This is a genomic window from Streptomyces sp. NBC_01669, from assembly GCF_026339735.1.
Lineage (GTDB): Bacteria > Actinomycetota > Actinomycetes > Streptomycetales > Streptomycetaceae > Streptomyces > Streptomyces yanii.
Window position 1 is genome coordinate 5,106,858 of record NZ_JAPEQG010000001.1, and the last position, 12,252, is coordinate 5,119,109.

The window sequence follows — 12,252 nt, forward strand, 5'->3', positions numbered from 1 at the left end:
TGCACCTGCAGTAAGGGATCGCATGTCCTTCTTCAACGAGCTGGCCAACCAGTACATCGACGGTGAGTGGCGGACCGGCACGGGCTCGTGGGACATCATCGATTTCAATCCGTACAACGGGGAAAAGCTCGCCGCCATCACCGTCGCCACCGCGCAGGAGGTCGACGAGGCCTACCGTGCCGCCGAACGCGCCCAGCGGGTCTGGGCCACCACCAACCCGTACGAACGCCGCCTCGTCCTCGAACGCGCCCTGCGTATCACCGAGGAGCGCACCGAGGACATCATCGGGGCGATCAACGACGAACTGGGCGGCACCCGGCTCAAGGCGGAGTTCGAGATCCGCTGCGCCAAGGACTTCCTGCGCGAGGCGATCCAGCAGGCGGTGCGCCCCGAGGGGCGGATCCTGCCGTCCCCGGTGGACGGCAAGGAGAATCGCGTCTACCGGCTGCCCGTCGGCGTCATAGGCGTGATCAGCCCGTTCAACTTCCCCTTCCTGGTGACGATGAAGTCGGTCGCACCGGCCCTGGCGCTCGGCAACGCGGTCGTCATCAAGCCCAACCAGAACGCTCCCGTCGTCGGCGGCGGACTGATCGCCAAGATCTTCGAGGATGCCGGGCTGCCCGCCGGACTGCTCAACGTCCTGGTCACCGACATCGCCGAGATCGGCGACGCGCTGATAGCGCACCCCGTGCCCAAGGTGATCTCCTTCGCCGGCTCGGACCGGGTCGGCCGCCATGTCGGTGCGACCGCGGGCGGACTCTTCAAGCGGACCATCCTCGAACTCAGCGGCAACAGCGCTCTGGTGGTGCTGGACGACGCGGACATCGACTACGCGGTCGACGCGGCCGTCTTCAGCCGCTTCGTCTACCAGGGGCAGGTCTGCATGGCCGCCAACCGCATCCTGGTGGACCGCTCCCTCGCACCCGAGTTCACCGAGAAGTTCACCGCCAAGGTGGCGGCGCTCAGGACCGGCGACCCGCGCGACCCCGAAACCCAGATCGGCCCGGTCATCAACACCTTCCAGGCCGACGCGCTGACCGCGCTGGTCGACCAGGCGGTCGCCGAAGGTGCCACGGCGCTCGTTCGGGGCGGCACCCGCGGCAATCTCGTCGAGCCGACCGTCCTCGCGGGGCTCCCGGACGACTCGCCGCTGCTCGCCCAGGAGATCTTCGGTCCGGTGGCGCTGCTGATGACGTTCGACGGCGAGGAGGAGGCCGTACGGATCGCCAATGACACCCCGTACGGGCTGAGCGGCGCCGTGCACACCGGGAACGCCGAGCGCGGGGTGCGGTTCGCGCAGCGCATCGTCACCGGAATGTTCCACGTCAACGACTCCACGATCGCGGACGACCCGCTGGTGGCGTTCGGCGGCGAGAAGTCCTCCGGGACCGGGCGGCTGAACGGCGACGCCACCGTGGAGGCGTTCACCACCCAGAAGTGGATCTCGATCCAGCACGGCCGGACCGAATTCTCGCTCTGATGCCCGCCCGTTGAGGACGGAAGCTGTCCGCAAGGGTCCGTAGCTTGGTCGGTGTCAGGAAGACACCGAGCCCAGGCTCGAACGGTTCCGAAGGGCGGACATCATGGTCACTCACGTTCCCGCAGAGGCCCACGGCGACGAGCGCGGCGCGCTCCTCTCCTTCGTCGAGGCCCAGCGCGGCGCGATCCGGCGCTCGCTGCTCGGACTCACCGAGGAGCAGGCGGCGAGCCGGCCCAGCGCCGGCGAACTCTCCCTCTCCGGGCTGCTCAAGCATGTCGCGGAGACCGAGCTGAACTGGCTGCGCCTCGCCCAGCAGCGCCCCAACGAGAAGGCCCGCACCGAGGAGACCTGGGCAGACAGCTTCCGGCTGGTCGGGGACGAGACGGTCCCGCAGATGCTGGAGTTCTGGGCGAAGGTCGCGGCGGAGACCGAGGAGTTCATCCACTCGGTGGAGAGCATGAACGACACGTTCCCGCTGCCCGAGGCGCCCTGGTTCCCGAAGGACCAGCGCTGCTCGATGCGCTGGCTGCTGATCCATCTCGTCGAGGAGATCGCCCGGCACGCCGGGCACGCGGACATCATCCGGGAGTCCCTGGACGGCCGGACCGCGTTCGAACTGGTCGCCGAGGAGGCGGGCTACCCTAGTCAAAGTTGAATAGGAAGGGTGGGTGGGATGTCCGCGATCCGGCTGCTGGTCCTCGGTGCCGTGCGTCAGCACGGCCGGGCGCACGGCTATCAGGTCCGCAACGACCTGGAGTACTGGGGCGCCCACGAGTGGTCCAACGCCAAGCCGGGCTCGGTCTACCACGCCCTGAAGCAGATGGCGAAGCAAGGGCTGCTGATCGCCCATGAGGTCGCCCCGAGCACCGCGGGCGGTCCGCCCCGTACCGAGTACGAGATCACCGAGAAGGGCACCGAGGAGTACCTCGCCCTGCTGCGTGCGGCGCTCACCTCGTACGACCAGAAGATGGACGTGCTGTCGGCGGGCATCGGCTTCATCGTCGACCTGGAGCGGTCCGAAGCGGTCGCGCTGCTCAAGGAGCGGGTGGCGGGGCTGGCGGCCTGGCGGGCCTCGGTCACCGAGTACTACACGCCGGAGGACGGGCCCGAGTCGCTCGGTCACATCGGCGAGATCATGAACATGTGGGTCCACTCGGCGGACGCGGGAGCCGAGTGGACGCGGGGGCTGATCGAGCGGATCGAGGGCGGCGCGTACACCTTCGCGGGGGAGGGCGATCCGTTCGTCGGGGTGCTCGCCGAGGGTGAGGAGAACCCGTTTGCGACCGGTGTCCCGGATCCCGGGGATCTCGACTAATCAAGTTTGACGAATGGGTTGGATCCGGTTACCTTTCCCCATCTAGTCAAGTTTGACTAGCTGGTCTGCGGTGGCGACGAGAGGGTGTGGCGAGGGTGGCGGACGCGATCGTTCTCGACGATGTGCACAAGAGGTACAGGGGCAGGCGCGCCCTGGACGGCCTCGATCTCACGGTCGGCCGAGGCACGGTGCACGCCGTGCTCGGGCCCAACGGTGCGGGCAAGACCACGGCCGTACGCATCCTGTCCACGCTGCTCCGCCCCGACGGGGGCCGGGCCGAGGTGGTGGGGTTCGACGTACGGAGCGAAGCCGGTGAGGTCCGGCGGCGGATCGGACTGCTCGGGCAGCACGCCGCCCTCGACGAGCAGCTCGGCGGACGGCAGAACCTGGAGATGTTCGGCCGGCTGCACCACCTGGGCGCACGCCGGGCGGGCGTACGGGCCGACGGACTGCTGGCCCGCTTCGGGCTCGCGGACACCGGCCGCAAGCCGGTCAAGGAGTACAGCGGTGGTATGCGCCGGCGGCTCGATCTGGCCGCGTCCCTCATCACCGACCCCGAGGTGCTCTTCCTGGACGAGCCGACGACCGGACTCGACCCGCGCGGCCGTGCCGAGGTGTGGTCGTCGGTGCGCTCCCTGGTCGGAGGAGGCACGACCGTCCTGTTGACGACGCAGTACCTGGAGGAGGCCGACCAGCTGGCGGACCGGATCTCGCTGATCGACGGCGGCCGGGTGGTCGCGGACGGCACCGCCGACACATTGAAGGCGCGGGTGGGCGGGGACCGTATCGACGTCGTCGTCCGTGACGCATCCCAACTGGAGTCCGCTGCGGCGCTCCTGACGGACGGCGCGGTTCTCGACGCCGACCGGCGGCTGATCGGGGCGCCCGCCGGGGACCGGATGGCGACACTCACCCGGGCGGTGCGGGCGCTGCAGGAGGCGGGGATCGAGGCGGACGACATCGCGGTGCGCCGGCCCACCCTCGACGAGGTCTTCATGGCGCTCACGGGCATGGACGCGGAGGTTGCCGCATGAGTGCCATCGGTACGCGCGCCGGCACGGGCGCGGCCGGCTGGGTGCTGGCCGATTCGTGGACGATGACCCGGCGCGAACTCGCCCACTGGGCGCGGCAGCCGGTGCGGATCGTCGTCGGTCTGGCCTTTCCCGTGATGCTGCTGCTGATGTTCACGTATCTGGTCGGCGGCGGCCGAGGCGTCGACGGTGACCACGCCGAGTTCCTGGTGCCCGGCATGCTCGCGCTGACCATGGCGTTCGGCCTGGAAGCGACCATGCTCGCGGTCACCCAGGACCTCACCAAGGGCGTCATCGACCGGTTCCGCGCCATGCCGATGTTCTCCGGCTCGGTGCTGGTCGGCAGGAGCGTCGCGGACATGCTCCAGTCGGTGGCGGCGCTCGCGGTGATGACCGGCGTCGGGTACGCGGTCGGCTGGCGCTGGCACAACGGGCTCACCGCGGCGTTGGGCGCGGTCGGGCTGCTCCTGCTGCTGCGGTTCGCGATGCTGTGGACCGGCATCCAGCTGGCGATGGTGGCGGGGAGGCCCGAGATGGTGCAGGCGGTGCAGATCCTGGTCTGGCCGGTCGGCTTCCTCTCCAACGTCTTCGCGGCACCGGAGTCGATGCCGGGCCGGCTGGGCGCAGTCGTCGAGTGGAACCCGATGTCGGCGACGGTCACGGCGGTCCGCGGGCTGTTCGGCAACCCCGGCGGCTCCGGCGGTTCATGGGCGGCCGCCCATGCCGAACTTCTCGCGGTGGCCTGGCCGGTGGCGCTGATCGCGGTGTTCTTCCCGCTGGCGGTGCGGAGGTTCGCCCGGATCGGCGGGTAGAACCTCCGGGCTCTCAGTGGTGGAACGCCGTCGGCACGTTCCGGTCGTGGCTCAGCGGATGCCGCTGGGCGCGCAGGTCGGGCAGCAGCAGGCGCAGGTCCTCCATGAGCAGTTCCGCGAGGTCCGAGGAGAAACCGTTGCGGCACACCACCCGGAGCACCGACAGGTCCTGTCGGTTGGCGGGGAAGGTGTACGCGGGTACCAGCCAGCCGTGCTCGCGCAGTCGGCGTGACACGTCGAAGACGTCGTACGCCCGCACATCGGGCGCGGTCGTCAGCGCGAAGACGGGCAACTCGTCGCCCCGAGTGAGGAGGTGGAAGTCGCCCAGCTTCTCGATCTGGGCGGCGAGTGCGCTCGCCACATCGCGGGACGCCTGCTGAACGGCCCGGTAGCCCTCCCGCCCCAGCCGCAGGAAGGTGTAGTACTGAGCCACCACCTGGGCGCCGGGCCGGGAGAAGTTCAGCGCGAAGGTCGGCATGTCGCCGCCCAGGTAGTTGACCCGGAAGACGAGCTCCTCGGGGAGTTGGGCGGGCGAGCGCCACAGCGCCCAGCCGACGCCCGGATAGACCAGGCCGTACTTGTGCCCGGAGGTGTTGATGGACGACACCCGGGGAAGCCGGAAGTCCCACACCAGCTCCTCGTCCAGGAACGGCGCCACCATCGCCCCGGACGCACCGTCGACATGGACGGGGATGTCGAGACCGGTGCGCTCCTGCAGCGCGTCCAGGGCGGCGCAGAGATCAGCGATGGGCTCGTACGAACCGTCGAAGGTGGAGCCCAGGATCCCGACGACACCGATGGTGTTCTCGTCGCAGAGCTCGGCGGCGGCCTGCGGGTCGAGATGGAAGCGGCCACCCTCCATCGGGACCTGCCGGGCCTCGACCTCCCAGAAGTTGCAGAACTTGTCCCAGCAGACCTGCACATTGATGCCCATGACCAGATTGGGCCGGGCGGTCGCCGGGTAGCGGTCGGCGTTCCTGGCCGCCCAGCGTCGTTTGAGCGCCAGGCCGGCGAGCATGCAGGCCTCGCTGGATCCAGTGGTCGAACAGCCCACGGCCGTCGACGGGTCGGGGGCGTTCCACAGGTCGGCGAGCATCGCCACACAGCGCCGCTCCAGCTCGGCGGTGCGCGGGTACTCGTCCTTGTCGATCATGTTCTTGTCCCGGCACTCGCCCATCAGCACCCCGGCCTCGGGCTCCATCCAGGTGGTGACGAAAGTGGCGAGATTGAGCCGGGAGTTGCCGTCGAGCATCAGCTCGTCATGGACGAGTCCGTACGCGGTGGAGGGCGGCAGCGGACCGTCGGGCAGCTGGTGCCTGGGCGGCGCGGACGTCATACCCGCGGTCGGGTCCGCCTCCCCGAAGAAGGGGTTGAGGGCGAGCCTGCGGCGCTCCGCGGACGGTTCCTTGCCGTGGTTCGAACCCTGATGGAGAGGCATCGGCGGACAGCCCTTCTCAGCTGGCGGTGGTTCTGGCGGGTGGTCTGCTCGGTGCCCGGGGTCAGTACCCGGCCGCGAGGCCGTCGTCCGTGGGGCAAGCGAGGCATGACCATACGAATGCGACGATACGGACAACTGTCGTGACCGGCGCGTCGGACGGGACCGGGAGGGGCCCCGGCTCACCGCAGCGGTGTGCCGTCCGCGTGCAGCTGCATCTGCGGCCGTCCGGTCACCAGCAGCCAGGTCGGCAGTGAGGCGAAGGCGAGCAGCGGCAGTACGGCCGAGTCACTGACCAGCACCGCCGCCGTGAACAGACTCAGCCAGCCCTGCCGGGTGACGGCCAGCAGGACCCCCAGCACCGCGCTCGGCACCGCGAGGGCCAGCGGCACCACGTCGATCAGCGCATGGGCGCACATGCCGAGCGCGACGCCCACGAAGACGGCCGGGAAGATCCGCCCGCCCCGGAAGCCGCAGGTCGCGGCGATCACCAGGGCGGCCGTCTTCACCACGGCCATGGTGGCGAACTGCCCGGCCGACCAGCCGCTCGGATCGGCGCTGAGCTCCTTCACCTCGTCCAGCCCCTTGAAGAGGGTGAGATGGCCGCCGAGTGCGCCGAGCAGCCCGAGCAGCAGACCGCCGGCGGTCAGCATCAGGACCGGATGCCGCAGCGCGCGGAACGCCCGGTGCGTGTACGGCACCGCGTACACCGCCGCCAGACCGAGCGCCGCCCCCGCCGAGGCGATCACGGTCGACGAGAGCAGATCGGCCCAGTGCGCTCCCGGGTACGGCGGCAGCGACAGGTCGAAGCTGGGATGGGCCAGCAGTGTCATGGTGAGCGCCCCCGCGACGCCCGCCGCGAGCGGGGCGAAGAGCCGGTCCCAGAGCGCGCCCGGTTCGCCGCCGCCCGCGGTGAGCGACTCGGTGAGGATCAGGGCCGCGGCGACCGGGGTGCCGAAGAGGGCGCCGATCGTCCCGGCCGAGGCGAGCGCGATCCAGAGGTCGGCCGTACTGTCCGGGGCGGCCCGGCGGCCCAGCCAGAAGGCGAGCGCGATGTTGGCGGCGGTGATCGGGTTCTCGGGCCCCAGGCTGACCCCGCCCGCCAGCGCCAGCACCGTCACGACCAGCAGTCCGGGGATGACGTCCGGAGGCAGAGGCGGATCGACCAGCCCGGTGGTGGCCGGATCGGGGCCCGCGTGGCCGTGCACCGTGCGGATGACCAGCCCGACGGCGAGGCCGGTCGCGGTGAGCATCACGATCATCCACAGCGAGGAGTACCGGCCGATGGAGAGCGCGTCGGGAAGCGTCTTCCAGAGCACGTCCTGGAGTTGCTCGGCGAACAGGCTGACGGCGAGCAGGATCAGGGCCGAGGCTGTCCCGACGACCAGGGCGGGCACGATGAGGAGCAGCAGTCGGCGCGCCGGGGTGGGCTGGGCGAGAGCGACGGAGTCGGAGACCATCGGGTCACCATAACGACGCAAAAGTCGCATAACTCACCCATTGCATCGGGGTATGAGGGCCGTTGCGGGCTTGCACCTCACGTCACGTCAGGGCTCAGGCTCGGGTCCGTACCGAAGCACCGGCGTACAGAGCGAAAGCAGAAGGGAGTGGAGAGCCGTGGACTTTTCCGTGGGACAGGTCGCCGGGTTCGCCGGAGTCACGGTGCGCACCCTGCACCACTACGACGGGATCGGACTGCTCTCGCCCGGCGGGCGCAGCCACGCGGGCCACCGGCGTTACAGCGATGCCGACCTCGACAGGCTGCAGCAGATCCTGTTCTACCGGGAACTCGGCTTCCCGCTCGAAGAGATCGCGGTGCTGCTCGACGACCCGGACGTGGATCCGCAGGACCACCTGCGCCGCCAGCACGCGTTGCTGTCCGGCCGGATCGCCGAACTCCAGAAGATGGCCGCCGCCGTCGAAACAGCCATGGAGGCACGGAAGATGGGTATCAATCTCACGCCCGAGGAGAAGTTCGAGGTCTTCGGGGCCAAGGACCCGGAGGAGCACGCGGAGGAGGCGGAGCGCCGTTGGGGCTCCACCGCCACGTACGCGGAGTCGCAGCGCCGGGCGGCCGGCTACACCAAGGACGACTGGAAGCGGATGCAGGCCGAGGTCGCCGAGTGGAGCGAGGCGTACACCGCGGTGATGGAGGCGGGCGAACCCGCAACCGGGGAGCGGGCGACCGAGCTCGCCGAGGCGCACCGGCTCCACATCTCCACGTGGTTCTACGAGTGCACCCACGAGATCCACCGTGGGCTCGGCGAGATGTACGTCAGCGATCCGCAGTTCCGCGCCTACTACGAGTCGATCGGGCCCGGCCTGGCCGAACACCTGCGGGATGCGATCAACGCCAACGCGGAGCGCCGGGCGTAACGCCGGGTACGGGGGTCGAGGGCGCCTCGGCCCCCCGTCGGTGCCCGTCGGGACGTCAGGCCTTCTCGACAACGGCCGCCGTGCCGTACGCGCAGACCTCCGTGCCCACGTCGGCCGCCTCCGTCACATCGAACCGCATCATCAGTACCGCGTTGGCGCCGCGCGCCTTCGCCTGCTCGACAAGCCGCTCCATGGCCTGATTGCGGGTCTGGACGAGGGTCTTGGTCAGCCCCTTCAGCTCGCCGCCGATCATCGACTTCAGCCCGGCGCCGATCTGGCTGCCGAGGTGACGCGAGCGCACCGTCAGGCCGAACACCTCACCGATCACCCGGGTCACCCGGTACCCGGGGACGTCGTTCGTGGTGACGACCAGGACATCGGACTGTGCCGTCTGCCCGCCGCCGTAATCCTCAATGCCCATCGTGTGGCACCTCCTGGGGACAGCTTTGTCCCGGTTCACCCTGTGTGCATCCCCGCGCGGTCCACTGGAACCCGGAGCTGTCTTCCGGCGTTGATAGCTTTGGGCGGCCACGCAGCTGCCATCGACCGATCCTGGAGCCCGGACCCTTGAATACGCTTGCGCTCGGACCGAGCTGGCTGGACCCGGACTATCTCATCGGGCAGTTCGGACTGCTCGGTGTGCTGGTCATCGTCTTCGCCGAGTCCGGGCTGTTGATCGGCTTCTTCCTGCCCGGCGACTCCCTGCTGTTCACCACGGGTCTGCTGGTGACGACGGACAAGCTGCACACCCCGCTGTGGCTGGTCTGCGTCCTGGTGGCGCTGGCGGCGATCATCGGCGACCAGGTGGGCTATCTCTTCGGCCGCAAGGTCGGACCTTCGCTCTTCAAGCGCCCCGACTCCCGCCTCTTCAAGCAGGAGAACGTCGAGAAGGCCCACGAGTTCTTCGAGAAGTACGGGCCGAAGTCGCTGATCCTGGCCCGCTTCGTGCCCGTCGTGCGGACGTTCACGCCGATCATCGCCGGTGTGAGCCGGATGAACTACCGCTCGTTCATCACGTTCAACATCATCGGCGGCGTGCTCTGGGGCGTCGGGGTCACACTGCTCGGCGCCGGGCTCGGGCAGATCGAGCTCGTCCGCAAGAACATCGAGGCGATGCTCATCCTGATCGTGCTGATCTCGGTGGTGCCGATCGCGATCGAGTTCCTGCGCGCCCGCAGCAAGTCGAAGAAGGAAGCGGCCGCCGGGGGCGGCGAGGACCGGGGCCCGATCGCCGGAGGTGGCGCCCCGTCCACAGGCCAGCGCGGCCGCCACGCCAAGCGCTGACCGCTGCTCGATACGGGGCCCGTACCCGGGTCAGAAGCCGCGCGTCCGCTTGGCCGCGCGGCGGTTCGCTCCGCCGACCGCCCCGGGCACCCGCATGAACAGCCGGGAGATCTCGCTTCCCAGATTCACCCCGATCGCGATGGCCAGCGCCGTCGCCGCCGCGGACGACAGCGAGGCGAGCCCGGCGTTCACATTGCCCTGTGCCATGCCCAGCAGACCGAAGTACGTGGCCGAGCCGGGCAGAAGCGGGCCGATCGCCGCCGTGATGAACGGCAGCGACGACGTGTACCGGTAGCGCGAGAGCAGCTGCCCGAACAGGCCCACCAGACCGGCCGCCGTCGCTGTCGCCGCCACCGGCGAGATGTTGCCGGTCCTGGCCATGGCGCCGTAGATCACCCAGGCCACGGCGCCGTTGAGGGTCACCGCCAGCACGGTGGACCGGTCCTGCTGGAGCAGGATCGCGAAGGCGAAACAGAGTGCCATCGATGCCAGGATCTGCACCACCGGACGGTCGTGGGCGACGAACCTGGCTTCGGGGTTCAGCTGGGCGCCCAGCTGAAGTCCCAGATACAGGACCAGCAGCACACCGACGACGATGCCGATGAACAAGTACATGACTTCGAGCAGACGGGCGGCGGCGGTGATGTAGAAACCGGTCAGCCCGTCCTGCACACCCGCCACCAGGGCCCGCCCCGGCAGCAGCGCGAACAGCCCACCGGTGATGACGGCGGACGGCCGGATGTCCGTCGAGTGGGTCAGCGTCAGCGCGACCCCCATCGCGGCGGGGGGCATCGCCGCCACCACGAACTGGTAGAACTCCGGCAGCCCGCGCCCGGCGCAGAGCCAGGCGAGCCGGTCGCCGAGCATCGCGCCGACCGCCGCCACCACGAAGACCAGTGCGTTGCCGCCGACCAGCACCGATGCCGCACCCGCCAGCCCGCCACCGGCCAGGGTCAGCACCCAGCCGGGGTACGGATGCCGGTTGCGGCGGATCTCGGCGAGCCGCCGGTACGCCTCCTCCAGGGAGACCTCGACGTCCTCGTGGGTGATGTCGTCGATGAGCCGGAAGACGGCGGCCAGCCGGGTGTAGTCGGTGCCGCGGCGGCGTACGGTACGGCTCGCCGTCACCGGGTCGTCGACCAGTGACGGCTGGTGCGAGATGGACAGCAGGGTGAAGGTGACCGTCGGCTCGCACCGGTCGAGACCGTACGAGCGGGTCACCGCGAACATCGCGGCCTCGACGTCCTCCGCGCCCTCCCCACCTGCGAGCAGCAACTCCCCGATACGCAGTGTCAGGTCGAGCACGCGAGGCACCGCCGGGCCCGCCTCGTCGGGCTTCTGCACCGGCTCGGGCGCCGGCCGCTCGGCGACCGGCATCCGCAGCATCGTGCGCATCCGGTCCTGCCAAGGAGCTTCCTTGGTCAGCCGGATCATCGGGATGCCGTGCGCGGGAGTGAAGGCGGGTGGCGACTGGCTGGCGTTGTACGTGCGCGGTGGGGCGAAGGCCGAACCGATCGTGTCCGAGCCCGAGCCGGAACCCGGTCCGGAAGCGGAACCCGATCCCGGGCCGGATCCGGACCCCTGCGGTTCGGTCGTCAGACCGGCCGGGAGGGCGAACTCCGAGGTGGGGTGGTCGTCCTCGGACGGCGCAGCGGGGCGCCCCACACCGGCCGGCGGGACAAAGGCGCTGCGCGCCTCGTCGGACTGGGGCTTCTGGTCCTCGGGACCGCCCGGTTCCGCCACCACTGGACCTCGCTCCTTCTTGGCTGCGCGTCTTGGGTTGCGCTCCTGCCCAGTATGGGCACGGACATGGGCACACATGCCAAACGGGCGGCACACCGCTGAGGGATGTGCCGCCCGTTCCTTGCGCCGAACTCCTTACGGAACCGCAGAGGGAACCGTAAGCGGAACCGGGATCACGCCTGTGCGGCGGTCACGGACACCGCTGTGTCAGTGCTTGCCGCCCTGCGCCTCGAGGCGCTTGTAGGAGGCCTCGATCTCGGCCTCGGCCTCGGCGCGGCCGACCCAGTCGGCACCCTCGACGGACTTGCCGGGCTCCAGGTCCTTGTAGACCTCGAAGAAGTGCTGGATCTCCAGACGGTCGAACTCCGACACGTGGTGGATGTCGCGCAGGTGCTCCACCCGCGGGTCGGAGGCCGGGACGCACAGCAGCTTGTCGTCGCCGCCGGCCTCGTCCGTCATGCGGAACATGCCGATGGCGCGGCACTTGATGAGGCAGCCGGGGAAGGTCGGCTCGTCCAGGATGACCAGCGCGTCCAGCGGGTCGCCGTCCTCGCCGAGGGTGTTCTCGACGAAACCGTAGTCCGCCGGGTAGCTGGTCGAGGTGAAGAGTCGACGGTCCAGGCGGATCCGACCGGTCTCGTGGTCCACCTCGTACTTGTTCCGCGAACCCTTCGGGATCTCGATGGTGACGTCGAACTCCACGGGTGGCTCCTCCATGATCAACACATACGACTGGTGATTAAGTGTCCCCCACGGAGATGTGTGCTCGCGAAAGG

General features: G+C 69.7%; 12 protein-coding genes. 7 read left to right on the top strand and 5 right to left on the bottom strand.

Going from position 1 to position 12,252, the window contains the following annotated elements:
• The first annotated feature begins 22 nt into the window (after positions 1–22).
• The 5 genes from OG972_RS22900 (at position 23) to OG972_RS22920 (ending at position 4,638) form a co-directional block, all read left to right on the top strand.
• Positions 23–1,480: an aldehyde dehydrogenase family protein gene (locus OG972_RS22900; RefSeq protein WP_266984306.1), complete on the top strand. Its 1,458-nt coding sequence runs from the start codon at positions 23–25 to the stop codon at positions 1,478–1,480.
• A 103-nt stretch (positions 1,481–1,583) separates the two neighbouring features.
• A complete protein-coding gene (locus tag OG972_RS22905; RefSeq protein WP_266984308.1) occupies positions 1,584–2,135 on the top strand; it encodes a DinB family protein in 552 nt (183 codons plus the stop codon).
• A gap of 18 nt (positions 2,136–2,153) precedes the next feature.
• Positions 2,154–2,795, top strand: coding sequence for a PadR family transcriptional regulator (locus OG972_RS22910; protein WP_266984310.1), 642 nt, complete (start codon positions 2,154–2,156; stop codon positions 2,793–2,795).
• Positions 2,796–2,890: 95 nt separating this feature from the next.
• Complete coding sequence (locus tag OG972_RS22915) at positions 2,891–3,829, top strand: ATP-binding cassette domain-containing protein (RefSeq protein ID WP_266984312.1); 939 nt, start codon at positions 2,891–2,893, stop codon at positions 3,827–3,829.
• Complete coding sequence (locus tag OG972_RS22920; protein ID WP_266984314.1) at positions 3,826–4,638, top strand: ABC transporter permease; 813 nt, start codon at positions 3,826–3,828, stop codon at positions 4,636–4,638. The genes OG972_RS22915 and OG972_RS22920 overlap by 4 nt, the downstream gene beginning before the upstream one ends.
• A gap of 13 nt (positions 4,639–4,651) precedes the next feature.
• On the opposite strand, the gene OG972_RS22925 is transcribed toward OG972_RS22920, so the two are convergent.
• Together OG972_RS22925 and OG972_RS22930 are read right to left on the bottom strand one after the other, a co-directional pair.
• The gene (locus tag OG972_RS22925) at positions 4,652–6,076 is read right to left on the bottom strand and encodes a glutamate decarboxylase (RefSeq protein WP_266984316.1); all 1,425 of its coding nucleotides are present in this window, start codon (positions 6,074–6,076) and stop codon (positions 4,652–4,654) included.
• 179 nt (positions 6,077–6,255) lie between these two features.
• Positions 6,256–7,533: an ion channel protein gene (locus tag OG972_RS22930; RefSeq protein WP_266984318.1), complete on the bottom strand. Its 1,278-nt coding sequence runs from the start codon at positions 7,531–7,533 to the stop codon at positions 6,256–6,258.
• 157 nt (positions 7,534–7,690) lie between these two features.
• On the opposite strand from OG972_RS22930, the gene OG972_RS22935 reads away from it, so the two are divergent.
• Positions 7,691–8,449 carry a MerR family transcriptional regulator gene (locus tag OG972_RS22935; RefSeq protein WP_266984320.1) on the top strand — a complete coding sequence of 253 codons (759 nt, stop codon included), beginning with the start codon at positions 7,691–7,693 and terminating at the stop codon, positions 8,447–8,449.
• 55 nt (positions 8,450–8,504) lie between these two features.
• Here the strand turns inward: OG972_RS22935 and OG972_RS22940 are convergent, their stop codons facing one another.
• The gene (locus OG972_RS22940; protein WP_266984322.1) at positions 8,505–8,870 is read right to left on the bottom strand and encodes a YbjQ family protein; all 366 of its coding nucleotides are present in this window, start codon (positions 8,868–8,870) and stop codon (positions 8,505–8,507) included.
• Between the two features lie 146 nt (positions 8,871–9,016).
• On the opposite strand from OG972_RS22940, the gene OG972_RS22945 reads away from it, so the two are divergent.
• Positions 9,017–9,733 carry a DedA family protein gene (locus OG972_RS22945; RefSeq protein WP_266984324.1) on the top strand — a complete coding sequence of 239 codons (717 nt, stop codon included), beginning with the start codon at positions 9,017–9,019 and terminating at the stop codon, positions 9,731–9,733.
• Between the two features lie 30 nt (positions 9,734–9,763).
• On the opposite strand, the gene OG972_RS22950 is transcribed toward OG972_RS22945, so the two are convergent.
• Together OG972_RS22950 and OG972_RS22955 are read right to left on the bottom strand one after the other, a co-directional pair.
• Entirely contained in the window at positions 9,764–11,479 is a 1,716-nt protein-coding gene (locus OG972_RS22950; RefSeq protein WP_266984326.1) for a threonine/serine exporter ThrE family protein, read from the bottom strand.
• Between the two features lie 204 nt (positions 11,480–11,683).
• Positions 11,684–12,178 (bottom strand): inorganic diphosphatase, encoded by a 495-nt coding sequence (locus tag OG972_RS22955; RefSeq protein WP_037691000.1) that lies wholly within the window; start codon positions 12,176–12,178, stop codon positions 11,684–11,686.
• Positions 12,179–12,252: the final 74 nt, after the last annotated feature.

Coding starts and splice junctions, on each gene's coding strand:
- OG972_RS22900 (WP_266984306.1), top strand. CDS start 23: ATGTCCTTCTTCAACGAGCTGGCCAACCAGTACATCGACGGTGAGTGG.
- OG972_RS22905 (WP_266984308.1), top strand. CDS start 1,584: ATGGTCACTCACGTTCCCGCAGAGGCCCACGGCGACGAGCGCGGCGCG.
- OG972_RS22910 (WP_266984310.1), top strand. CDS start 2,154: ATGTCCGCGATCCGGCTGCTGGTCCTCGGTGCCGTGCGTCAGCACGGC.
- OG972_RS22920 (WP_266984314.1), top strand. CDS start 3,826: ATGAGTGCCATCGGTACGCGCGCCGGCACGGGCGCGGCCGGCTGGGTG.
- OG972_RS22925 (WP_266984316.1), bottom strand. CDS start 6,076: ATGCCTCTCCATCAGGGTTCGAACCACGGCAAGGAACCGTCCGCGGAG.
- OG972_RS22930 (WP_266984318.1), bottom strand. CDS start 7,533: ATGGTCTCCGACTCCGTCGCTCTCGCCCAGCCCACCCCGGCGCGCCGA.
- OG972_RS22940 (WP_266984322.1), bottom strand. CDS start 8,870: ATGGGCATTGAGGATTACGGCGGCGGGCAGACGGCACAGTCCGATGTC.